This is a genomic window from Mesorhizobium sp. P2_E6, assembly GCF_056403835.1.
On sequence record NZ_JBFUEQ010000002.1, the window covers coordinates 92,390 to 116,449 of the forward strand.

At 63.2% G+C, this 24,060-nt stretch carries 19 protein-coding genes; 12 read left to right on the plus strand and 7 right to left on the minus strand.

All coding sequences use genetic code 11. The features are described from left to right. Positions 1–7: 7 nt before the first annotated feature. Positions 8–427: an Ohr family peroxiredoxin gene (locus tag AC1D08_RS05180; protein ID WP_457154303.1), complete on the plus strand. Its 420-nt coding sequence runs from the start codon at positions 8–10 to the stop codon at positions 425–427. A gap of 299 nt (positions 428–726) precedes the next feature. Here AC1D08_RS05180 and AC1D08_RS05185 read toward each other — a convergent pair whose 3' ends face one another. After that, positions 727–1,977 carry a flavin-containing monooxygenase gene (locus AC1D08_RS05185; protein WP_457154304.1) on the minus strand — a complete coding sequence of 417 codons (1,251 nt, stop codon included), beginning with the start codon at positions 1,975–1,977 and terminating at the stop codon, positions 727–729. Between the two features lie 179 nt (positions 1,978–2,156). Between AC1D08_RS05185 and AC1D08_RS05190 the strand changes: the two genes are divergently transcribed. Beyond that, on the plus strand, positions 2,157–3,722 hold the full coding sequence (locus AC1D08_RS05190; protein WP_477422902.1) for a winged helix-turn-helix domain-containing protein: 1,566 nt from the start codon (positions 2,157–2,159) through the stop codon (positions 3,720–3,722). A gap of 229 nt (positions 3,723–3,951) precedes the next feature. On the opposite strand, the gene AC1D08_RS05195 is transcribed toward AC1D08_RS05190, so the two are convergent. Beyond that, entirely contained in the window at positions 3,952–5,499 is a 1,548-nt protein-coding gene (locus AC1D08_RS05195; RefSeq protein WP_457153383.1) for a helicase HerA-like C-terminal domain-containing protein, read from the minus strand. A 317-nt stretch (positions 5,500–5,816) separates the two neighbouring features. Between AC1D08_RS05195 and AC1D08_RS05200 the strand changes: the two genes are divergently transcribed. From AC1D08_RS05200 to AC1D08_RS05215, 4 genes are all read left to right on the plus strand, one after another. Continuing rightward, positions 5,817–7,259 (plus strand): methylmalonyl-CoA mutase subunit beta, encoded by a 1,443-nt coding sequence (locus tag AC1D08_RS05200; RefSeq protein ID WP_457153382.1) that lies wholly within the window; start codon positions 5,817–5,819, stop codon positions 7,257–7,259. Beyond that, positions 7,256–9,376: a methylmalonyl-CoA mutase gene (gene scpA / locus AC1D08_RS05205; RefSeq protein ID WP_457153381.1), complete on the plus strand. Its 2,121-nt coding sequence runs from the start codon at positions 7,256–7,258 to the stop codon at positions 9,374–9,376. The genes AC1D08_RS05200 and scpA overlap by 4 nt, the downstream gene beginning before the upstream one ends. Before the next feature lie 74 nt (positions 9,377–9,450). Beyond that, entirely contained in the window at positions 9,451–9,672 is a 222-nt protein-coding gene (locus tag AC1D08_RS05210) for an AbrB/MazE/SpoVT family DNA-binding domain-containing protein (RefSeq protein ID WP_457153380.1), read from the plus strand. Beyond that, complete coding sequence (locus tag AC1D08_RS05215; protein ID WP_477304695.1) at positions 9,669–10,058, plus strand: type II toxin-antitoxin system death-on-curing family toxin; 390 nt, start codon at positions 9,669–9,671, stop codon at positions 10,056–10,058. Before AC1D08_RS05210 ends, AC1D08_RS05215 begins: the two co-directional genes overlap by 4 nt. Here AC1D08_RS05215 and greA read toward each other — a convergent pair. Further along, positions 10,055–10,528, minus strand: a complete 474-nt coding sequence (greA, locus tag AC1D08_RS05220) for a transcription elongation factor GreA (RefSeq protein ID WP_095089824.1) — start codon at positions 10,526–10,528, stop codon at positions 10,055–10,057. The genes AC1D08_RS05215 and greA overlap by 4 nt on opposite strands. Before the next feature lie 121 nt (positions 10,529–10,649). Between greA and AC1D08_RS05225 the strand changes: the two genes are divergently transcribed. Beyond that, on the plus strand, positions 10,650–12,026 hold the full coding sequence (locus AC1D08_RS05225; RefSeq protein WP_457153104.1) for a TIGR03808 family TAT-translocated repetitive protein: 1,377 nt from the start codon (positions 10,650–10,652) through the stop codon (positions 12,024–12,026). Positions 12,027–12,037: 11 nt separating this feature from the next. Here the strand turns inward: AC1D08_RS05225 and AC1D08_RS05230 are convergent, their stop codons facing one another. Together AC1D08_RS05230 and AC1D08_RS05235 are read right to left on the minus strand one after the other, a co-directional pair. Continuing rightward, complete coding sequence (locus AC1D08_RS05230; RefSeq protein ID WP_457153105.1) at positions 12,038–13,042, minus strand: asparaginase; 1,005 nt, start codon at positions 13,040–13,042, stop codon at positions 12,038–12,040. Between the two features lie 124 nt (positions 13,043–13,166). Then, complete coding sequence (locus tag AC1D08_RS05235; RefSeq protein ID WP_457153106.1) at positions 13,167–14,333, minus strand: acetyl-CoA acetyltransferase; 1,167 nt, start codon at positions 14,331–14,333, stop codon at positions 13,167–13,169. Between the two features lie 199 nt (positions 14,334–14,532). Here AC1D08_RS05235 and betI point away from each other — a divergent pair, with 199 nt between their 5' ends. Genes betI through betB form a run of 5 tightly spaced genes read left to right on the plus strand, consistent with a single transcriptional unit; the run spans position 14,533 to position 20,827 of the window. Then, complete coding sequence (gene betI / locus AC1D08_RS05240) at positions 14,533–15,123, plus strand: choline-binding transcriptional repressor BetI (protein WP_457153107.1); 591 nt, start codon at positions 14,533–14,535, stop codon at positions 15,121–15,123. After that, positions 15,120–16,649 (plus strand): choline-sulfatase, encoded by a 1,530-nt coding sequence (betC, locus tag AC1D08_RS05245; RefSeq protein ID WP_457153108.1) that lies wholly within the window; start codon positions 15,120–15,122, stop codon positions 16,647–16,649. The genes betI and betC overlap by 4 nt, the downstream gene beginning before the upstream one ends. Next, on the plus strand, positions 16,646–17,656 hold the full coding sequence (locus tag AC1D08_RS05250; RefSeq protein WP_457153109.1) for a threonine/serine dehydratase: 1,011 nt from the start codon (positions 16,646–16,648) through the stop codon (positions 17,654–17,656). The genes betC and AC1D08_RS05250 overlap by 4 nt, the downstream gene beginning before the upstream one ends. 3 nt (positions 17,657–17,659) lie before the next feature. Further along, entirely contained in the window at positions 17,660–19,312 is a 1,653-nt protein-coding gene (gene betA, locus AC1D08_RS05255; RefSeq protein ID WP_477422685.1) for a choline dehydrogenase, read from the plus strand. 51 nt (positions 19,313–19,363) lie between these two features. Further along, positions 19,364–20,827 (plus strand): betaine-aldehyde dehydrogenase, encoded by a 1,464-nt coding sequence (gene betB, locus AC1D08_RS05260; protein WP_457152584.1) that lies wholly within the window; start codon positions 19,364–19,366, stop codon positions 20,825–20,827. Between the two features lie 7 nt (positions 20,828–20,834). On the opposite strand, the gene AC1D08_RS05265 is transcribed toward betB, so the two are convergent. Together AC1D08_RS05265 and AC1D08_RS05270 are read right to left on the minus strand one after the other, a co-directional pair. After that, positions 20,835–23,075 (minus strand): mannose-1-phosphate guanylyltransferase/mannose-6-phosphate isomerase, encoded by a 2,241-nt coding sequence (locus tag AC1D08_RS05265; protein ID WP_457152583.1) that lies wholly within the window; start codon positions 23,073–23,075, stop codon positions 20,835–20,837. Between the two features lie 50 nt (positions 23,076–23,125). Beyond that, entirely contained in the window at positions 23,126–24,025 is a 900-nt protein-coding gene (locus AC1D08_RS05270) for a LysR family transcriptional regulator (RefSeq protein ID WP_457152586.1), read from the minus strand. Between the last annotated feature and the right edge of the window lie 35 nt (positions 24,026–24,060).

Genomic DNA, 24,060 nt, shown 5'->3' on the forward strand with positions numbered 1-24,060 from the left:
AATGCCCATGAGCCGCATCGCAAGGGTTGTCTACACGGCCAGGACCGCAACTACGGGCGGCCGCGAAAATGGCGCCTCGCGCAGCTCCGACGGCCTTCTGGACATCTGGCTTTCGGCGCCCGGATCTGCGCGCATAGGCACCAATCCGGAGCAGTTGCTCGCGGCCGGCTGGTCGGCCAGCTTCGCAAGCGCAGTCGCATCTGCGGCCCACGAACGAAAAATCGCGCTGCCTGCAGGGGTGAGCATCAAGGCCGAGGTGAATCTGAACTACGGAGAAAACGGCCACTTTCTCAGCGTCCAACTGGACATTGCCGTGCCGGATCTGGAGCGCGATGTCGTACAAATTCTGGTGGATGAAGCGCACGAGATTTGTCCTTACTCCAAAGCGACACGGGGCAACGTCGATGTCATAACGAGGATCGTCTGATCTGATCGGGCCACTCGGGGTCGTAGATGGTCGCCAACATCAGCAGCTAATACGCGCCCCTTGTAGGCATCGTGCGCTTCGGGCCGCTTGCGGAACGAGGAAACGGCTGCCGCACCAGACGGCATCAGCGCCGGCTTCGAATGGTCCGGCGACGCCGTCGTCCAGTGGAAACAGAAATGGCCGAATTGGACGCCGCCGTCCTTAGCATCCTGAAAGCTGTTCATTGCCTTTCGTTAGGACTAGTCCGCCCTGCGGAGGACTTGAGGCGAAGTCATCGATCCGTTTCGCGCAGTGTCAGCCTATCGTTCCAGCCCGGCATCCAATCTATCAATGTGATCGGCGAGATAAGCAGCGTCTTGACCTACAAAAGCGAGAATGGCGGATCGCCATGTGTGCATCCAATGCAACCCTAGGAAATAGACGCCGGGACAGGCCGTCACACCGCGCTGCTGGATTGGCGAGCCGTCGGCATGGATGACCGGCAGCTTTATCCAATCGAAGCCATAGCCGTATCCGCTCGCCCAGATGATGGTGCCAACATTTTCCACGCGCAGATTCAGCGTTCGGATTGTTTCAACGTCGATAATCGGTGGCGCTGACGCAGGCTCCTTTTCGTCAAGCTCGAAACACGCGGGCCGCATGTTGGCCAAAGCGTCGGCCGCGTCGACGAAACCGGCATAGCTTTTGTCGGCTGCCGCCAGCACGTCCATGGCATCATCGGCGATCGCAAGCTCGCCATCGGCAATGCCAAGCACGCGCCCGAGGAGAGTAGCGCCCGCGCTGCCCAAGTGACGCGGATCGAGATCATAGCCCCCACCTACGCCGGTCAGAATAATCGGCGGCGGATACCTCCTACCTGGAAACGAGTCGATGGTGATATCGAAGCGGCCCAGTTCTTCGTACCACCAGATGATATCCCGGCCGCGATAGCGACGGGGTACGCGGCTGTGGCGGCTGATCGCCAGAAATACACGCCGGCCGCTACGCAAAAGTTCGTCCGCGATCTGGCAGCCAGAGTTGGCGCTGCCCACGACAAGCACCGCGCCGGGCGGCAGTCGCTCAGGGTTCCGATAGCAGGCGGCATCGATCTGACAGACCGAGGCTGGAACGGCGCGGCTAAAATCCGGAATCATCGAGTGCTGAAACGGACCGGTGGCGATAATGACATGCCGCGCTTTGATCTGGCCGTCGGTAGTTGCGAGCGAATAGCATCCGCTATCTTCGTCGCGGTCGAGGTTGGTGACTTCAAGGCCGGTGCGAACTGGGGCTGCGATCTCTGTGGAGTAGTCGACGATGAAGCGCACAATCTCGGAGTGATGCGCAAAAGCGCCAGGGTCCATTCCCGTATATGGTTTCCCCGGCAGCGCCAGCCAGCGGTTTGGCAACTGGAACCGCAAGGAATCCCAACGCTCGCTTCGCCAGCGCTCGGCCACTCTTCGCCGTTCGAGGATGACATGTTCTCTGCCGCGTTGACGCAAATGATAGCTCATGGCCAATCCGGCCTGGCCGCCGCCAACAATGACCGTGTCGATGTGATTGGCTTGGCGCATGCCTATTCCTGGGTCTCCATATAGGGCCTCAGGCAGCCCAATCAGACCCCTGCTCCGCCCAGTTCAGAGGGTCTTGTCGGTTTACCGCGGCGCAAAGTACTATGGTGGAGCATGAGGCGAACGTCTTGAAGCCGCTCCAAAAAGTTTCCGAAGTATTTCCGAAGCGGACGATAACGACAATGCGTGGGCGGCAGTTCGCATTCGGCCCGTTTCTCCTTGATCCCGAACGGCGCGTGCTGCTTCGCGGCGGTGAACCGGTTGCTGTCGGGCACCGCGGCGTCTTAATCCTCGTTGCGCTGCTCCGAAAGCCTGGCGATGTGCTCACCAAGGCTGAGCTGATAGACGCAGGCTGGCCGGACACGACGGTCGAAGAGAGCAACCTCTCGGTTCAAATCGCCACGTTGCGCAAGGCTCTTGGGCAATCACCGGACGGCGGCGAGTGGATCGCCACCCTTCCGCGCATCGGCTATCGCTTTGCCGGCCGTCTCGATCCTGTCGGCCGCACAGACCAAGGGCATTGGAACATCGATGACGCTCTGCCGTCACCCGGCTTTCGCAAGCCGTCGATCGCCGTGCTCCCCTTCGCAAACATGTCTGCCGACCCCGAGCAGGAGTACTTCGTCGACGGCATCGTCGAGGACATCACAACAGCGCTGTCGCACTTTCGGTGGCTGTTCGTGATGGCGCGAAGCTCGACCTTCACGTTCAAGGGACGCAGCGCCGATGTCAAGGAAATCGGGCGCGAATTGGGGGTGCGCTACGTGCTCGAAGGCAGCGTGCGCCGGGCGCCCAGGCGCATACGCATCACGGCGAAACTCATCGACGCATCAACTGGTGCACATCTCTGGGCCGACCGCTTCGACGGCGCATCCGAAGACATTTTTGATCTGCAGGATCAAATCAGCACAAGAGTGATTGGCGCGATCGGGCCAAAGCTAGAGCAAGCCGAGATTGAACGCGCAAAGCGCAAGCCAACGGAAAATCTCAATGCCTACGATGTCTACTTGCGCGGCGTCGCCAAAACAATGGCCTATACGCAGAACGGTCAAGCGGAAGGACTGCGCCTATTCCGGCGCGCGATAGAGCTCGACCCAGAGTTTGCGGCGGCGTACGGAATGGCCGCGTGGTGCCGCGTCATCCAAAGGGTGAATGGCTGGATGATCGACCGCGCGGCGGAGATTGCCGATGGAGCCGAAATGGCTCGCGAAGCTGTGCGACTGGCGAATGAGGATGCACTTGCATATTGCTGGGGAGGTTTCTCGCTCGGATTTCTTGCCTATGAGCTGGACGATGCGATCGGATATGTCGATCACGCGCTGGCTCTCAATCCAAACCTTGCCGCCGCATGGTACCTTCTCGGGCATCTGCGAATTTATGCCGGAGATCCTGAAGCCGGTATCGAGCCTCTGACCCGGGCAATCGAGCTCAATCCACTTGATCCGCTCATTTTCCGCGTGCATGCGGGATTGGCTTACGCGCATTTCTTTGCCGGCCGGAACGACCACGCTTCGGCATGGGCAGAAAAGGCGTTGCGCCGAGCCGATTGGCTCACCGCCCTCCGGATCGGCGCCGCATGTCATGCCGTTGCCGGCCGGCTCGATCAAGCGAGAAAGCTCGTTGCGCGCATGCTTGAACTCGATCCAAGGCTGCGGATTTCCGATCTCCAAGGGCTGCCTCCGTTACGCCGAGCAGAGGATTTCGAGCGATGGTCAGAGGCACTGCGAAAAGCGGGGCTCCCGGAATGATTGCACGTCCGCTTGTGGCTTTCCTGCGACGCGGTCAGTCACAGAAAGGAGCGGCTATGGCGCCCGACGGCGAGCCATCGATCGCGTCTGGTTGGCCAGGCGCACGCTCGCGCACCAGCAGTGTGAAGGTCCATTTGCGTGCGCCGCGACTTCCTTGAGCTCGTCAAGCTTTCCCGGTTTTGAGCCATCCAATCACGGTGAGCATTGTCTTCCGCATAACTGCCGCTCCTTACCGCCCTCGCGACAAACTTCCCAATATGCCGCGCACGATCGCGCGGCCGACCGACGAACCCACCGAACGCACCACCGACTTGATCGCGGCTTCCGCCACCGTCTGGCGATTGGACGGGCGCGGCGCCGGTGCGCGCCTGCCACCCGATTGCGGTGCCGGGTCGTCATTGCCGAAGCCGGGGATGGTCCAGCGCGAGCCGCCGCTTCCAGCCTGCTGCGCCTGCTCTTCGGCGTCCTGCGCCTCCCTGGCTTTTTTCTGCAGCATCTCGAAAGCCGATTCGCGATCGATGACCTGATCGTACTGGCCGGCAACTGGGCTTTCCTGGATCAGCTTTTGCCTCTCGGCGGGCGTGATCGGGCCGAGGCGCGACGCCGGCGGGCGGATCAGCGTTCGCTGCACCATGGACGGAACACCCTTGGTTTCGAGCGTCGAGACCAGCGCCTCGCCGGTGCCGAGCTGGGTGATCGCGGTGGCGCAATCGAAGTCGGGATTCGGCCTGAAGGTCTCGGCTGCGGTCTTCACCGCCTTCTGCTCGCGCGGCGTATAGGCGCGCAGCGCGTGCTGCACCCGGTTGCCAAGCTGGGCGAGAACGGTTTCTGGAACATCGAGCGGGTTTTGCGTGACGAAATAGACGCCAACGCCCTTCGAGCGGATCAGGCGAACCACCTGCTCGACGCGGTCGATCAGCACTTTCGGCGCGTCCTCGAAAAGCAGATGCGCTTCGTCGAAGAAGAAGACCAGCTTCGGCCTGTCGGGATCGCCGACTTCGGGCAGCACCTCGAACAGCTCCGACATCAGCCACAACAGGAAGGTCGCATAGAGCCGCGGATTCATCATCAGCTTGTCGGCGGCAAGCACGCTGATGGCGCCGCGCCCGTCACGGGTGGTGCGCATGATGTCGGCGATGCGCAAAGCCGGCTCGCCGAAGAAATGCGCCGCACCTTGCTGCTCCAGAACCAGCAGCGTGCGCTGAATGGCTCCCACGGAAGGCTTGGTCACATTGCCGTAACGCGAGCCCAGCTCGTCGGCGCGCTCGGCGATGTTGGCCAGCAGCGCCTGCAGGTCCTTCATGTCGAGCAGCAGCAGGCCTTCCTCGTCCGCCAGGCGGAAGGCGATGTTCATGATGCCTTCCTGTGCCTCGGTCAGGTTCATCAGGCGCGACAGAAGCAACGGCCCCATTTCGGAAACGGTGGCGCGGATCGGATGGCCCTGCTCGCCGAACAGATCCCAGAAAATGACCGGAAACTCCTGGAAGTCATAGGGGTCTAGCTTGATCTGCTCGGCCCGCTTGACCAGAAAATCCTGTGCCGTGCCCATCATGGCGATGCCGGACAGGTCGCCCTTGATGTCGGCGCAGAACACCGGCACGCCGGCGTTGGAAAAGCCTTCGGCCAGGATCTGCAAGCTGACGGTCTTGCCCGTGCCGGTTGCGCCGGTCACCAGGCCGTGACGATTTCCATATTGCAGCAGCAGGTGCTCGGCACGCTGATAGCTGTCGTCCGGCTTGCGGCTGGCGCCGATGAAAATGCTGGTGTCGTCAGCCATATGTCCGGTCTCCGCAAACTGATGTGTTTAAAGCCAGTGGCCTTGCCGCAGGTATAGTCAGGCCCTTGCACAGCGACAATGCCAATCGTTCAAGTGGGGCCAATCGTCCAAATCCGGCCCAATCGTCCAAATCGGTTTTTTGGAACTTGCGGATTTTGCCGGTGTTTGGCAATCGTTCATGGTTCGTCCATGCAGGCTACCTATATCTGGTGGATTGAATTCCGACCCTGAAAGCGCATTGCATTGCGATATCGGACCGTGGACCTTAGACTGAACTGCTCCAGGCTGGTGCGGCCGCATGAAAACGAGGAAGACGGATGGGCGCCGGAGCCTTGATCCAGGACGTTGAACCAGAGAATGCCGAGCGCCAGCGATGGCTGGCCCTGGCGGAAAAGGCGTTGGCCGGTGCATCCTTCGAGGAAAAGCTGGTCTCGCATACCGATGACAACATCCGCATCGAACCGCTGTACGACCGCAGCATCGCAGCGGAACCGATCGTGCGCGCAAACCCGAAATCGCCCTGGATCGTCAGCCAGCGCATCGATGATCCGGATATCGAGCGCGCCAGAGCCCAGGCTCTGGAAGATGTGGCGCAAGGCGCGACGGGATTGTCGCTTGTCTTCGAAGGCGCGCCGAACGCATTCGGCTACGGCCTGCCAAGAACGGCGCAGGCGCTGGAGACGGTGCTGGACGGCGTACCGCTCAACCGCATCCAGGTCCGTATCGACGCCCATCCCTGGAGCCGCGCCGTGGCTGACTGGCTGGTGGCGTTCCTGAGCAAGCGCCGTTCGGATCCGGCAAAGCTCAACCTCTCCTTCGGCATCGATCCGGCGGCGATCTTCGCCGGAACCGGCCGGCTGCGCATGTCGATCGAGGCGCTGCAGGCCTCGATGCCGCAGTCGCTGGCGCATTTCTTCTCGATGGGCGTTCCGGGCGTGCTCTTGGAGGCGGACGGGCGCGTGTTCCACAATGCCGGCGCCACAGAGGCGCAAGAGCTTGGCATCATGCTGGCTTCGGCGGTCTCCTATCTCAGAATGTTCGAGACGGCGCGGCAGCCGCTTGTCTATGCCGCACCCCATATCGGCTTTACGCTCAGCGTCGACCAGGACCAGTTCCTGTCGGTGGCCAAGGTCCGAGCGCTGCGCAGGCTCTGGGCACGGCTGCAGGAGGCCTGCTCGATCCCCAATTCCACCGCCAATATCCATGCCGAGACGTCGTTTCGCATGATGACGGCCATGGATCCGGAGACCAACATCCTGCGCACCACAATTGCCTGCTTTGCCGCGGCATCCGGCGGCGCCGATTCGATCTCCATCCTGCCGCACACGATCGCGCATGGCTTGCCGGCGGCCTTTGCCCGCCGCGTTGCCCGCAACGCGCAGCTGATCATGGCCAATGAAAGCCATATCGATCATGTCGCCGATCCTGCCTATGGCTCCGGCGGGGTCGAAGCGCTGACCGCGGAACTTTGCGAGATGGCGTGGGCGGAACTGCAGACAATTGAGGCCGAGGGCGGCGTCCTGTCCAGCCTTCAGGACGGACATATCCAGAAGCGCGTTCACGCCGCGGCGGCGCGACGCAACGCAGCCTACCAGGCCGGCGAGCGGGTCATCATCGGCACCACGCTCTACCCGTCCAAAAGCGAACGTCCCGTCGAGACGCTGGCAGCGGAACGGCGTCCCGCCTTCACCGAAGGTGTTGCCGTCTGCGAACCCCTGTTTCCAGTCCGCATCGACCAATCGATCGGAGCGGGCTCTTGATCCCTGATTTCAGCCAGATCGGTTGGGCGCCGCCACGCCGCGCACCCGTCGAGGTCAAAGGCCAGCGGACGACGCCGGAAGGCCTCATCGCCAAGCAACTGTACAATCAAAGCGACCTCAAGGGGTTGCCGCATCTCGACACCTATCCCGGCCTGCCGCCCTTCGTGCGCGGCCCCTACCCGACCATGTATGTCCAGCAGCCCTGGACGATCCGGCAATATGCCGGCTTCTCGACGGCGGAGGAGTCGAACGCTTTCTACCGGCGCAATCTTGCCGCCGGCCAGAAAGGACTGTCGGTCGCCTTCGATCTCGCCACGCATCGCGGCTATGATAGCGACCATCCGCGTGTCGCCGGCGATGTCGGCATGGCGGGTGTCGCCATCGATTCCATCCTCGACATGCGGCAGCTCTTCGACGGCATTCCGCTCGGCGACATGACGGTGTCGATGACCATGAACGGTGCGGTGCTGCCGATCATGGCGCTTTACATCGTGGCGGCGGAAGAACAGGGCGTTGCGCAGAAGGATCTCGCCGGAACCATTCAGAACGACATTCTGAAGGAGTTCATGGTCCGCAACACCTACATCTATCCGCCGAAGCCCTCGATGCGGATCGTTTCGGACATCTTCTCGTATACGTCGAAGAACATGCCGAAGTTCAATTCGATCTCGATCTCCGGCTATCACATGCAGGAGGCCGGAGCGACGGCCGACCTGGAGCTCGCCTATACCATCGCCGACGGCATCGAATATGCCCGCGCTGGCGTTGCGGCGGGCCTGGATATCGACCGCTTCGCACCGCGCCTGTCCTTTTTCTGGGCGATCGGCATGAACTTCTTCATGGAAGTAGCCAAGCTGAGGGCCGCGCGCCTGCTGTGGGCGACCTTGATGGCGAAGAATTTTTCGCCCAAGGACGAGCGATCGCTGTCGCTGCGCACCCATTGCCAGACCTCGGGCTGGTCGCTGACGGCGCAGGACCCCTACAACAACATCATCCGCACCATGATCGAGGCGATGGCGGCAACGCAGGGCCACACGCAGTCGCTGCACACCAATTCCTTCGACGAGGCGATGGCGTTGCCGACCGACCATTCGGCGCGGATCGCCCGCAACACCCAGCTGATCCTGCAGAAGGAATCCGGCACCACGCGCATAATCGACCCGTGGGGCGGTTCGGCCTATCTCGAACGGCTGACACATGATCTGGCGGCGCGCGCGCTTGTCCATATCGAGGAAGTCGAGGCGCTCGGCGGCATGGCCGCGGCGACCGAACAAGGCATTCCCAAGCTGCGAATCGAGGAAGCGGCGGCCCGCACGCAGGCACGCATCGATTCCGGCGAGCAGATGTTGGTCGGCGTCAATGCGCATCGCCCTGAGACCGACATCAAGGTCGACGTGCTGAAGATCGACAATGCCGAAGTCAGGGCGCGGCAATTGTCGAAGCTGCAGCGGCTGAAAGGCACACGCGATGTCGGCGCGGTCGAGAGCGCGCTCGATGCGCTGACCCGTGCCGCGGAAGGCAATGAAAACCTGCTGGAGTTCGCCGTCCGCGCCGCGCGCGCCAATGCCACGGTCGGCGAAATCTCGTTCGCCCTGGAAAGAACCTTCGGCCGCCATGTCGCTACGGTGCAGACGATCTCCGGTGTCTATCGAAAGGCGCTCGGCGACAATTCCGTGGTCGAAGGGCTGCATGACAAGCTTGAAGCCTTTGAGAAGAAATCTGGCGGCAAGCCGCGCATCCTCGTTGCCAAGATGGGACAGGACGGCCACGACCGTGGACAGAAAGTCATCGCCACCGCCTTCGCCGATCTCGGCTTCGACGTCACCGTCGGTGCGATGTTCCAGACACCGGATGAAATCGCCAGGCTTGCGATTGCGCATGACGTTCATATCATCGGCGCCTCGTCGCTGGCGGCGGGACATCTGACGCTGATCCCGGAATTACGCGATGCGCTGAAGAAGCTCGGCCGCGGCGATATGCTGATCGTCGCCGGCGGCGTCATCCCGCCACAAGACTATGACGCGGTGCTGCAAGCCGGTGCGGCAGAAATCTTCCCGCCGGGCACGGTCATTCCGGAAGCGGCGGATCGCCTGCTGGACCGTCTGCTGAAGGCCTGATTGCGCCTGTTATAATATCTGTTGCAACACGCGCTGATTGCGTGATAATCGGCGTTGCAACAGGATGATCCATCATGAACACGACCATTCGCAAGATCGGCAATTCCGAAGGTGTGATCCTGCCCAAGGAGCTGCTTGAACGTCTGAACCTCAAAGCCGGCGACCAGCTTCAGATTCTCGAAAGGGATAAGGACATCGTCCTCAAGGCGGTGGACGACAGTTTCGAGCGGCAGATGGAAGCAGCTCGCAAGGTCATGGACAAGTACAAGGTCGCACTACAGAAACTCGCCGAATGAGCTGGGAGTTTCTGTCACGTCGCGCAGTTGAAGCGATGCATGCCGAGCAATTGCGCAGGCACGGCGGAGCGCAAGGCTTGAGAGATGAAAATGCTCTCGAATCGGCGCTCGCCCGCGCTGAAAACAAGGCGAACTGTGGGGACCCGTCGGTCGAGGATCTCGCCGCTGCCTATGTCTTTGGCATTGCCAGGAATCATGCCTTTGTCGACGGTAACAAGCGTACTGCCATCGTGGCCGCCGGCGCATTTTTGATTGTGAACGGCCATGTTCTGACAGCTGACAACGGCACGCTTTACGAATTCGTCATGGCCGTCGCTGCTGGCGAAATCGATGAAGCCGGAGCCGCGGCTTTCTTCCGCGACCACGTCGTCAAGCTCGAAGACTAGCTGTCGGAGAGCTTGACGATTTCCCATTCCTTGCCGTTGACCACAGCCACGTCGCCGACCTTCTTGCCGAACAGGGCGACGGCCATCGGCGACACATGGGAAATGGTGCCCTTGGCCGGGTCGGCCTCGTCCTCGCCGACGATTTTCCAGTGCACCTTCCTGTCGTCATCGCCCTCGAGCGTGACGCCCATGCCGAAGCGCACCAGATCGCTGCCCGGCTCCGGCACGGACAGTTCGGCGTTTTCGCGCCGGGCGGTCCAATAGCGCAGGTCGCGCGACACCACCGCAATGCGCTCGCGATCCGCCTTCCTTTCGGCTTTCGCCAATATGTCGCGCAGATCGGCCAGATTCTCCTCGATCATCGCCAGGCCGGTCTCCGTCACAAGGTTGCGGTGCTGGCTGATCGGCCGCTCGCCGATGCCGGCGATGGCGTTCTCGCTGTCTTCCTCGCGGGTAAAAGCTCTGCTCATCCGCTGAGCTTAGGCGCGGAGAGGCTGCTCGACAAGCCATTGTCGCTGCACTGGCAAGCAGCGACAGACCGTCTGGCACGAATCCTGCGGTGTCTGGGTGGAACGCCAGGACCCTGTGCCGATGTTGAACAGACGAACGTTTTTAACCGGAACCGCCGGCTTTGCCGTCTTGGGCCTCTCGCTTGGCAGAGCGGCGGCCGCCAGCCTGACCGGCATCGAGAAAGCCTCGATGCGCGGTTCGATCAACGCGACCGAACTTGGCGTCTCACCTGGCACCTTCGACGATCAGAGCAAGGCCTTCGCCAAGCTGCTGCGTGATGCCAACGACCGCGACATGCCGGTGTTCCTGCCGCCCGGCACCTATGTGGTGTCCAACCTCTCGCTGCCCAGCCGTGTGCGTCTTTCCGGCGTGCCGGGCGCAACGCGGATCGTCTATGGCGGCGATGGCCACCTGTTCATGGCCGAACAGGCCGACCATATCGAACTCAGCGGGCTGGTCTTCGATGGCAGCAACCGCTCGATGGGCGACTACGCGCAAGGATTGCTCGATCTGCGCCGGGTCGCGCACCTCATTGTCGACAATTGCCAGATAACCGGCAGCGGCAAGAACGGATTGGCGCTGGAACAGGCGGCGGGCCGGGTCGAGCGCTCGGACATCTCAGGGGCTGCCGATGCCGGCATCTATTCGGTCGAGGCTGATGGGCTGGCAATTGCGGGCAACACCGTCTCCGACTGCGCCAATGGCGGCATCCTGGTGCACCGCTGGCAGGCGGCGGAAGACGGCACCATGGTCACCGGCAACCGCGTCGAGCGCATCCAGGCGCGCAGTGGCGGCACAGGGCAGAACGGCAATGGCATCAACGCCTTCCGGGCCGGCAATGTCGTCATTTCGGGCAACATCGTCTCGGACTGCGCCTTCTCGGCGATCCGCGCCAACAGCGCCAGCAATCTGCAGATCTCAGGCAACACCTGCTCGCGCTCGGGCGAGACCGCGGTCTATTCCGAATTCTCGTTCGAAGGCGCCATCATCAGCAACAACATCGTCGACGGCGCCGCCAACGGCATCTCGATCGTCAACTTCAACGAAGGTGGTCGCATAGGTGTCTGCTCGGGCAACATCGTGCGCAATCTGTCGACCAGCGGTCCCTACCCCGCTGACCCGCCCGGCTTTGGCGTCGGCATTGGCGTCGAGGCCGACACCACCGTTTCCAACAATGTCATCGAGAACGCGCCGCTCTATGGCATGCAGATCGGCTGGGGGCCGTACCTGCGCAATATCGTGGCCACCGGCAACATCATCCGCAAGGCTGGAACGGGCATCGTCGTCAGCGTGGTCGAGGGCGCCGGCACGGCCGTCATCTCGGACAATGTCATCGATGGCGCGCTGAACGGCGCCGTTGTCGGCCAGCGCTGGGCCGAGCCGGCGACAGGCGACCTGACATCATTGGACAAGAGCGGTTACGCGCACCTGACCGTCGAGCGCAATCACGTCAGCTGAATGCTGGACTTTTAGTCCAAGGCCACTGTGGGCCTGAGCGCCCCGACCTTGGCGCCAATCCGGCTTTCAATCGGAGCGTTGGCCAGTTCGAGCAGCTTCGCCGCCAAAGCCTCGTCCGCGCGCAGCAATTTGGCGAGGACGGCGGCAACCATGGCTTCGCCGGCGCGGCCGGCACCGTCATCGCATTTGAGCGCGATGCCAAGGCCAATTTCCGGAATTGCGGCACAGTGAACACCTTCCGCGCCACCTTTCGCAAAAATCCGCCCGGGCGCGGCCTCCATCAGAGCGACATCGGCACGACCGGCGCCAGCGACGAAGAACGGTTCTGCCATGCAGGCGCTCATCAGACGCTTTGCGGCTTTGGCTCGCTCGGGACCAAAACCATTTGTCGTGGCCATACGGGCAAAGCCGAGGGCGAAGCTCCTGAGCGGCACCGCGTAGGTCGGGATCGAGCAGCCGTCGGTCGCTCGTTCATCGGCGCCATGGACAGCGCCCGTCACTGCCTGCATGACGTCGCGGACCATCTCCTGCAAGGCGTGCTCCGGCTTGACATAGCCGCGATGCGCAATGCCGGTGTGGACGCAGGTGCAGAGGAAGCCGGAATGCTTGCCGGAGCAATTGTTGTGCAGCGCGTTCGGCGAACCGCCGGCGCGCGCCAGCGCAATCTCCGCGTCATGACTGGAGGGCCAATGCGCGCCGCATTCCAGCGCTGACCCGTCCAGCCCGGCTCTGGCCAGCATGGAACGCGCCAACTCTACATGCGCCGGCTCGCCCGAATGGGAGGCACAAGCAAGCGCCAGTTCTCGGTTGCCGAAGCCGTACGCGTCCGCCGTGCCGCTTTCGACCAGCGGCAATGCCTGGATCGCCTTGACCGCGGAGCGCGGAAACACCGGCCTCGAGGTGTCGCCGATCTCCAGGACCGGCTTGCCGTCGGCATCGAAGACCGCGACGGCACCGCGATGCGCGCTCTCGACGATCGCGCCGCGCAAGACTTCGATCAGAACCGGATTTGTCATGAACCCTCCCGCTTGCGCATGACCTCGAAGATCGGAACCGATCTTCGAGGTCATGCGCAGAATCAAAGTGTTACAGCGTCCTTTGCGCGCCTCAAAAGGCGCGCGGCGCTGTAATGCGGGCGGTTTATCTGATCCGGTCGAGAATGGAAACGTAGTTGGCGACCGCCGCGCCACCCATGTTGAAGATGCCGCCGAGTTTTGCGCCCGGCACCTGGATGCCGCCGGCTTCGCCGACAAGCTGCATGGCGGTCAGAACATGCATGGAAACACCGGTGGCACCGATCGGGTGGCCCTTGGCCTTCAGCCCGCCTGACGGATTGACGGGCAGACGCCCATCCCTGGCGGTCTCGCCGCTCATGGCGAGCTTTGCCCCCTCGCCCGGCTTGGCCAGGCCCATCGCCTCATACTCGATCAGTTCGGCGATGGTGAAGCAGTCATGCGTCTCGACGAAGGACAGATCGTCGAGCGTCACGCCGGCATTCTTCAGCGCACGGGTCCAGGCCTGTTCACAGCCTTCGAAGGTCAGGATGTCGCGCTTCGACATCGGCAGGAAGTCCTGCACATGCTCGTTGGCGCGGAAGGCAACGGCGCGGCGCATCTTCAGTGCCGTCGCGGTGTCGGCAAGGACAAGGGCCGCGGCGCCATCTGAGACCAGCGAGCAGTCGGTGCGCTTCAACGGACCGGCAACGAAGGGGTTCTTTTCGCTTTCCTGGCGGCAGAACTCATAGCCGAAATCCTTGCGCATCTGCGCGTAGGGATTGTCGACGCCGTTCTTGTGGTTCTTGGCGGCAATCATTGCCAGCGCGTCCGACTGGTCGCCATAGCGCTGGAAATAGGCCTGCGCGATCTTGCCGAAGACGCCGGCAAAACCCGCCGGCGTATCGCCATCCTCAGGCAGATAGGAAGCCTTGAGCAGGTTCTTGCCGATCTCGGGGCCGGGCGTCGTCGTCATCTGCTCGGCGCCGACCACCAGCACGATGCGGGCAGCGTTGGCATCGATGGCACGGATGCCTTGCCTGACTGCCGCCGAACCGGTGGCACATGCGTTCTCGACGCGCGTCGCCGGCTTGAAGCGCAGCCGGTCGTCGGCCTGAAGCACCAGGCTGGCGGTGAAATCCTGCGCCGAAAAGCCTGCGTTGAAGTGGCCGAGCACGATCTCGTCGACCTCGTCGGGGCCGATGCCGGCATGGTCGAGCGCGTCGGTCGCCACCTTGACGATCAGGTTTTCGAGCGTCTCGCCCTCAAGCTTGCCGAAGCGCGAATGCGCCCAGCCAACGATGCATGCGGTCATGGCGGTCTCCATCCTTGGCGCCAGCCTAGCATGAGGGCTCATGGCGCACTTCGCCTTTATTGTTCAAATATAAACAATCGTGCCCGCGCCGGGAAGGGCCGGAACAGGACAATCGCTTGGTGCAGATTAGCGAGCGCCGATTTTTTTGTTGATTGACCCGTCAATAAAAAATAATCCTGCTTCAAAGGACCCTAGCGAGATGCCGAAAGTCGGAATGGAACCCCTGCGCCGCAAGGCGCTCATCGACGCGACGATCTCGGCGATCGGCGAACGCGGCTCGCTCGACGTGACCATGTCCGAGATCGCCGGCCGCGCCGGCGTGTCCTCTGCCCTTGCCCATCATTATTTCGGCGCCAAGGATGAGCTGCTGCTGGCGACGATGCGCCACATCCTGGCGGAACTGACCATCGACATGCGGCGCGCCCTTGGCGCCGCCAGCAGCCCGCGCGCGCGCGTTTCGGCGGTCGTGGCCGTCAACTTCTCCGAGCTCCAGTTCCAGCCGGAAACCATCGCCGCCTGGCTCGCCTTCTATGTCGAGGCGCAGAAATCGGCGGCGCTGCGCCGGCTGCTCAGGGTCTATGCGCGGCGCCTGCACTCCAACCTGTTGAGCGGGCTGACCGGCATCCTGCCAAGAGCCGAGGCCGATCGCGTCGCCGAAGCGACGGCGGCGCTGATCGACGGGCTCTACATCAGGCGGGCGCTGAAGGACGGCGTGCCCGACGCCGCGACCGCGATCGCGCTGGTCGAGGACTATCTCGAAACCAAACTCGGTGGACGGCAGACACAGTGACAGCCAAGCGACCCAATTTCCTGATCGTCATGGTCGATCAGCTCAACGGTACGCTGTTCCCGGATGGGCCGGCGGACTTCCTGCATGTGCCGCATCTCAAGGCACTGGCCGCCCGCTCGGCGCGCTTTGCCAACAACTACACCGCATCGCCGCTTTGCGCGCCAGGGCGGGCCTCGTTCATGAGCGGGCAGCTGCCGTCTCGCACCGGGGTCTATGACAATGCCGCTGAATTCGTCTCGTCGATCCCGACCTTTGCCCATCATCTGCGCGCCGCCGGCTACTATACCTGCCTGTCGGGCAAGATGCATTTCGTCGGACCGGACCAATTGCATGGTTTCGAGGAGCGGCTGACCACCGACATCTATCCGGCCGATTTCGGCTGGACGCCGGATTACCGCAACCCCGGCGAGCGCATCGAATGGTGGTATCACAATCTGGGCTCGGTGACCGGCGCCGGCGTCGCCGAGACCACCAACCAGATGGAATATGACGACGAGGTCGTGTTCCTGGCCACGCAGAAACTCTATCAGCTTTCGCGCGAACAGGACGATGCGGACCATCGGCCCTGGTGCCTCACCGTTTCGCTGTCGCACCCGCACGATCCCTATGTCGCGCGCAAGCAGTATTGGGATCTCTACGAACACTGCCAGGCTCTGGACCCGGAAACCGGGTTCATCGCGCATGACGAGCAGGACACGCATTCGCAGCGGCTGTACCACGCCAGCGATTATCGGTCTTTCGAGATCACCCCTGAACAAGTGCGTCGTTCCCGGCGTGGCTATTTCGCCAACATCTCCTATGTCGATGACAAGCTCGGCGAGCTTCTGGAAGTCCTGCAGCGAACGCGCATGCTCGACGACACCGTCGTCCTGTTCTGCTCGGACCACGGCGACATGCTCGGCGAGCGCGGCCTGTGGTTCAAGATGAGCTTCTTCGAAGGCTCGGCGCGGGTGCCGCTGATGATTGCCGGCAAGGGCGTTCGCGCCGGACTGATCAAAGCGCCGGTCTCCAATGTCGATGTGGCGCCGACGCTTTGCGACCTCGCCGGCATCGACATCGGGGCGATCGCACCGTGGACCGACGGCCAGTCGCTGCTGCCGCTTGCCAATGGCGGGCAGCGCGCCGCGCCTGTGTTGATGGAATATGCGGCGGAGGGCTCCTGCGCACCACTCGTTGCAATCCGCGACGGCAGACACAAATTCGTCCATTGCGAGCTCGACCCGCCGCAACTGTTCGATCTCGAGACCGATCCGCTCGAGCGAGACAATTTGGCCGGCGACCCGGCCAATGCGGACTTGGTGGCGGCATTCATGAGCAAAGTCCGCGCGCGCTGGGACATGGCCGGCTTCGACGCCGCCGTGCGCGAAAGCCAGGCGCGCCGCTGGGTCGTCTATCCGGCGCTGCGCAACGGCGCCTATTACCCCTGGGATTTCCAGCCGCTGCAAAAGGCGTCGGAACGCTACATGCGCAATCACATGAACCTCGACAATCTCGAGGAGAGCAAACGGTATCCACGAGGCGAATGATGGCAGACCTTCTCGTCCCCTCTCTCGACCATCTCAAGCAGGCCTATGCCGTCACCTCGCGGGCGACACAGATCACGCCGCTGCTGGAATCGGCGGCACTCGCGCGCGAGACGGGCGCGGCCCGCGTGTTCATCAAGCCGGAATCGCTGCAGTGGGCAGGATCGTTCAAGATACGCGGCGCCTATTGGCGGCTGAAGCAGCTTTCGGCCGAAGAGGCGAATAAAGGCGTCGTCGCCTATTCCTCCGGCAATTTCGCGCAAGGGCTTGCGGCGGCCGGCCAGGCGCTCGGCATTCCGGTGACCATCGTCATGCCGATCGATGCACCCGCCGCCAAACGTGATGCCACCGCAGGCTATGGCGCCCGCGTCGTGCTGACCGACCATGGCGAGCGCGCGCGTGAGGAAGTCGCCGCCGCCAAGGCGCGCGAGATCGCCGAGACCGAAGGGCTGGCCCTGCTGCATCCGTTCGACGATCCGGAGATCGTCGCCGGTCAGGCGGGCGCCGGCCTCGAAGCGCTCGACCAGCTTGCCGCCAAGGACGCCAGCGCCGACCTTTTGTTTTGCTCGGTCGGCGGCGGCGGACTGATCGGCGGCGTTTCGCTTGCCTTCCACTATCTGTCGCCGGCCACCGAGATCATCGGCGTCGAGCCGGAAGGGTTCAACGGCATGGGCTCGTCGCTGGCGCATGGCAGCATCGAGACGATGCCGATCGGCCCGAAGTCGATCTGCGACGGGTTGATGTCGCGACGGCCCGGCGACGCTCCGTTCGCGGCGGTCAAGACCGCCGGCGTTCGCGGCATCACCGTCGACGATCAATCGGTACGGCGCGCCATGCGCATCGCCTTCGAGCGCATGAAGCTGGTGCTCGAACCGTCGGGGGCTGCCTCGCTGGCGGCGCTGCTCGGCGGCAAGGTGGATGTAAAGGGCAAGACCGTGCTTGTGATGGCAACTGGCGGCAACGTTTCGCTCGCCGATTTCATCACGCATATGAACGATGGGCTGAAATGAACCATGCTTGAAGCGGATTTCGTCATCATCGGCTCCGGCTCGGCCGGCTCGGCCATGGCCTATCGGTTGTCCGAGGACGGCAAGCATTCGGTGATCGTGATCGAATTCGGCGGCACCGATATCGGACCGCTGATCCAGATGCCGTCGGCACTCTCGATCCCGCTCAACATGAGCCTCTACGACTGGGGCTTTGCCAGCGAACCGGAGCCGCATCTCGGCGGCCGCGTGCTGGCGACGCCCCGCGGCAAGGTGATCGGCGGTTCGTCCTCGATCAACGGCATGGTCTATGTGCGCGGCCACGCCCGCGACTTCGACCATTGGGCCGAAGAGGGTGCCACCGGCTGGGGCTTTGCCGACGTGCTCCCCTACTTCAAGCGCATGGAGGACAATGACGGCGGCGAGGATGGCTGGCGCGGCCATGCCGGGCCATTGCATGTACAGCGCGGCTCGCGACGCAATCCGCTTTACGGCGCCTTCGTCGAGGCGGGGCGCCAGGCCGGGTTCGAACTGACCGACGACTACAATGGTTCCAAGCAGGAAGGCTTTGGGGCGATGGAGCAGACCATTCGCGGCGGCCGCCGCTGGTCGGCTGCAAGCGCCTATCTGAAGCCGGCGTTGAACCGCAAGAATGTTAGCCTGCTCAAGGGTTTCGCCCGCCGGGTGATCATCGAGAATCAACGCGCCATCGGCGTCGAGATCGAAGCTCACAAACAGATTCAGGTCGTTAAGGCGCGACGTGAGGTGATCGTCGCCGCATCGTCGATCAATTCGCCCAAGATCCTGATGCTGTCGGGCATCGGTCCGGCCGAGCATCTGAGGGAGAACGGCATTGCCGTGGTGGCCGACAGGCCCGGCGTCGGCCGCAACCTGCAGGACCATATGGAGCTCTATATCCAGCAGGAATCGACACAGCCGATCACGCTCAATTCGGTGCTCAACCCGTTCTCGAAAGCGCTGATCGGGGCGCAGTGGCTGTTCTTCAAGACCGGGCTAGGCGCCACCAACCATTTCGAGGCAGCCGCCTTCGTGCGCTCGCGCGCCGGTGTCGACTATCCCGATATCCAGTACCACTTCATCCCGGCGGCGGTCCGCTATGATGGCAAGGCGGCAGCGAAGTCGCACGGCTTCCAGGCGCATGTCGGGCCGATGCGGTCGAAGTCGCGCGGCTCGGTGACGCTGCGCTCGCCGGACCCGAAATCGAAGCCTGTGATCCGCTTCAACTACATGTCGCATCCTGACGACTGGACGGAGTTCCGCCACTGCATCCGGCTGACCCGCGAGATCTTCGGCCAGAAGGCGTTCGATGGCTACCGCGGCAAGGAAATCTCGCCGGGCAGCCACGTGCAGTCGGATGACGATCTCGATGTCTTCATCAGGGATCACGCCGAGAGCGCCTACCATCCTTGCGGCACCTGCAAGATGGGCCGCGCCGACGACATGATGAGCGTCGTCGATCCGGAATGCCGGGTCATCGGCGTTGAAGGATTGCGCGTCGCCGATTCCTCGATCTTCCCTCGCGTCACCAACGGCAACCTCAATGCGCCGTCGATCATGACCGGCGAGAAGGCTTCCGACCACATTCTCGGCCGCACACCGCTGGCGCCGTCCAACCAGGAACCCTGGATCAATCCGCGCTGGCAGGCATCCGACAGATAGAGCATGATCCGGCGAACATTCCGCCCAAGCGAAGACGATTTGGAGACCTCCATGCGCGCCCAGCCCACGGCATCGCACTATGTCAACGGACGCTATATCGACGATGAGCAGGGCGCGCCGCTGCCGGTCATCTATCCGGCAACCGGCGAGACGATCGCCATGCTGCGTTCGGCGACGCCGAACGTGCTGGAACTCGCCGTCGAGGCCGCGCGTGCCGCGCAGCCTGCCTGGGCGCGGTTGAAGCCGGTCGAACGCGGACGCATCCTGCGCCGCGCCGCCGACATCTTGCGCGCCCGCAACGCCGACCTCGCTCGCATAGAGACGCTCGACACAGGCAAAGCGATCCAGGAGACACTGGTGGCAGATGCGCCGTCGGCCGCGGACTGCCTGGAATATTTCGGTGGCGCGGTTGCCGCCTACAATGGCGAGGCGATAGATCTCGGCGGGCCCTTCGCCTATACGCGGCGCGAGGCGCTTGGCGTCTGTGTCGGCATCGGCGCCTGGAACTACCCGATCCAGATCGCCGGCTGGAAATCAGCGCCGGCGCTGGCCATGGGCAACGCCATGGTGTTCAAGCCGTCGGAAAACACGCCGCTGTCAGCGCTCGCGCTGGCTGAAATCTACAGCGAGGCCGGCCTGCCGGATGGGCTGTTCAACGTCGTGCAGGGCTATGGCGATGTCGGCGCCGGGCTTGTCGGTCATGATGTCGTCGCCAAGGTCTCGGTGACAGGCTCGGTGCCGACCGGTCGCAAGGTGCTGTCGCTGGCCGGTTCGAAGATGAAGCACGCGACGATGGAGCTTGGCGGCAAGTCGCCGCTGATCGTCTTCGATGATGCCGACATCGAGAATGCCATTGGTGGCGCCATGCTCGGCAATTTCTATTCGACCGGCCAGATCTGCTCCAACGGCACGCGGGTCTTCGTGCAGAGCGGCATCCACGACCGCTTCGTCGAACGGCTTGTCGAGCGGACGAAAAAAATCCGCATCGGCGATCCGCTCGACCCCGAAACCCAGATGGGACCGCTGGTCTCCAGAGCGCAGCATGAGAAGGTGGTCGGCTATATCGCGGTCGGCAAGCAGGATGGCGCAGTTCTGGCCTGCGGTGGCAACGTGCCTTCGCTGCAGGGGTTCGACGGTGGCTTCTTCGTCGAACCTACCGTCTTCACCGGCGTCACCGACACGATGCGCATCGCCCGCGAGGAGATTTTCGGGCCTGTGATGAGCGTGCTGAAGTTCGACGGCGAGGACGAGGTGATCGACCGCGCCAACGACACCGAGTTTGGCCTTGCCGCGGGCGTCTTCACGCGCGACCTGCCGCGCGCCCATCGCGTCATCGCCGAGCTGCAGGCCGGCACCTGCTGGATCAATGCCTACAATCTGACGCCGGTAGAGATCCCCTTCGGCGGCTTCAAGCAGTCCGGCATCGGCCGCGAGAATTCGCTGGCGGCACTGGCGCTCTATTCGCAGCTGAAGTCGATCTATGTCGAGACCGGCGACGTGGCGAGCCCGTACTGAACCCAGCCTATGTCGGCTTCTGCGCCGTGCTGTCCAGATACTGGGTCAGCGCACAAACCAGGTGATAGAAGATGCTGGCCGGCACGTCGGTCGCCAGCGAGCGGCCGCGTTCGTCGATGCGGTCGATCCACAGGCCTAGCGGCGCCGGGTCGATGTGCCAACGGAACAGGCGGCCAACGCGTTCCTCGATTTCGGGCTTGAGGTCGGGCCCGCCCGAGCCGTCCAGCGCAATCGCCGCCTTGACCGCTTCGGCCTGCGGCCAACTGCGGGAGACGCGGTCGAGCGGCAGGCCTTGCCTGGAGACGGCGCCATAAGCGAGACCGGTAGCGCGGTTGAGGCCGTTGGCGATGGCCGAGGCATAGAGTTTTCGGGCGAAGCCGCTCAGTTCGGACTGGCCGCTACGCCCGGCGAAATCGACCAGCAGGGACGCCCATTCAAAGTGATGACCGGGCTCGGTCCAGGCCCCCTTCTCGCCGGCGGACGGTTTCCATTCGGCATCGAAATATTCGCCCAGGGTCCAACTTTCGGCGTCGAAGAAATGGCTGCGGAACAGGTCGATGATGCGCGCCGCACGACGCAGATGGGTGCGCTCGCCGGTCGCCTGGTACCAGGCGAGAAACGCCTCGAGCAGATGCATGTGCGGGTTGGAGCGCCGCTCGCCCTCCCCGTCAGATGTTTCGAGGAAGCCGGTCAGGCGGCTGTCCTCGAGATATGTGTCGAGAAAGGCTAAGGTTTCCTGACCAAGCCGCAAGGCGTCGGGATTGCCCGACATGTGCGCATGCGCCAGTGCCAGCAGCACGCAGGAATGATCGTAGGCATCCTCGGTGGCGTCGGCGACGGAGCCGTCGACGTTCAGCGTGCGCACCCAACCGCCTTTGTCGGTGCGGCCATTCTTGGCCACGAAGTCGATGCCGTGGCTGATCAGCCGGTCGGCCGGACCGTCCCAGCCGCGCGCTTTGGCGACGGCGAAGGCATAGACCTGCCTTGCCATGGTGCGCATGCGCTTGGGCTTCATCAGCGGTGAGGCATCAAGGCCGAGCGCTTCGTAAAAACCGCCATGACGCTCGTCGACGCCCGATGTCGACCATAGCGGCAAGGTCTCCTGAAACAGCCAGTGATGCACGCGCCGTCGCCAGGCGCCGCTTTCGATGACGCGGTCATGCGCCGGCGTGAACCGGGTTTCCAGCCGCCCCGATTTCTCGAGCTGTTCGACGATCTTCTTGACGTGCTGGCTGTGGCTGACCGGGGCGACGAAGGTGGCGTCAGTGGTCGAGACGATGGCGACGTCCTTCATGCCGATCGCCGATAGCAGGCGCCCGTCGCTGCGGATGTAGGAGTTCTCGCAGTCAATGGCGACGACATCGCCGATGACGACATTGCCCTGGTCGTCGGCAGGGCCGACATCGAGCAGCGACTGCCAGGAGCCGAGATCGTTCCAACGGAAGCCGGCTGGCACCATGGCGATGTCTTTTGCCCGCTCCATGATGGCATAGTCGATCGAGTTCGACGGGATGGCCCCATAGAGTTCCAGCGGCATGTAGAGACCGGACAGATCCGATGTCGCCGCTCTGTAGGCCGCTTCGGTGGCCTGCCAGATGTCAGGTTGGAACGCCGCGAAGGCGTCGCGCATGGCGCCGGCGCGAAACAGGAAGATGCCGGTGTTCCAATAGAAACTTCCGGCCTGGAGATAGTTTTGCGCCGTCGCAAGGTCCGGCTTTTCGACAAAGCGCGACACGTCGAAGGTGCCGCCGCTTTCGGCCGCGACTTCGATATAGCCGTAGCCGGTCTCGGGCTGCGTCGGCTTGACGCCAAACACCACCAGCCGGCCGGCGCGCGCTGCCTCGGTACCGGCTTCGACACTCTGCCAGAATTGGCGCGGGGTGTTGATCTCGTGATCCGACGGCACCACCAGAACCAGGCTGTCGCCGAACTCGGACAGTGTGCGCAGCGTCGCCAGCGCGACGGCGGCGGCGGTGTTGCGACCGGTCGGCTCGAACAACGGCCCGCCGCCGGCGAGATCGAGGCCGGCAAGGTCGGCGCGGACGCGGTCGGCATGACGCTCCGAGGCGATCAGGAAGATGGGCGTTTCGCCTTCCGGTCTCGCCGTCAGTCGACGCAAGGTCTTGGCCAGCATCGAGCCATCGCCGGACAGATCGTGGAACTGCTTGGGGTTGTCCTCGCGAGACAGTGGCCAGAGCCGCGAGCCGATGCCGCCGCTCATGACAAAACTAACGATCCGCTCGGTCATTCAGGTCTCGCGCTCAGAGGCAATTGGTGGCCGGTGCTACTACACAAGCCTTAAGCGGTGTTTATGCCCTTGGAAATGCGTTTGGATGCAAGCTCGATAAATGCCTTGACCAGGGGCGATAGGTGGCGGCCGCTCGGATAGAGGGCATGCAGGCCGCCGGCCGGTGTCGTGTAATCCGCGAGAACGTGCCGCAGTCGCCCCTCCTTGATCAGCCCTTCGGCGATCGCCTGGGGCAATTGGGCGATGCCGAAGCCGGCGAGCGCGGCCGCAACGACCGCCTGCATTTCATTGGCGGCAAAGCGCCCTGCCACCATGACCGTTTCCTGGCCGTGTGGCCCTTCCAGCACCCAATGGGCGCCTGAGGCCGAAGCGCCTGCGATGACGCATTGATGGTGCGTGAGGTCCGCCGGGCTTTGCGGCGTGCCGTGCCGGGCGAGATAGTCCGGGCTGGCGCCGAGCAGCCGGTGCGTGGAGCCGAGCTTGCGGGCGATCAGCGTCGAATCCTGAAGCATCCCTGTGCGGAAAGCGAGGTCTATGCCGTCCTCGACCAGATTGAGCCTGTCGTCTGTGAGGCGGAGTTCGACATTGGTCTTCGGATACATTGCGAGAAAGTCGACCACGGCGCGGATCAGGAAATGGCCGCCAAAGCCGACCGGGGCCGAAATGCGAATCGTGCCCGACGGCTCCGCCCTCGCCTCCGCCAGGCGCAGATTTGCCTCCTCGATGGTGCGCAGGCCCTGGCTGCTCTGCTCATAGTAGAGACGCCCGGCATCCGTCAGGTTGAGGCTACGTGTCGTGCGCTGCAGCAGGCGGACGCCGACTTCGCGCTCGAGCGCGGCAATGCGGCGGCTGACCGTCGTCTTGGGCATGGCGAGCAGCCGCGCGGCAGCGGTGAAGCTGCCGGCTTCGACGACGCGAGCGAACACGACGATATCGTTGAGGTCGATCATTGTATTCAAAATTGGGACGACGTTTCCCAATTATA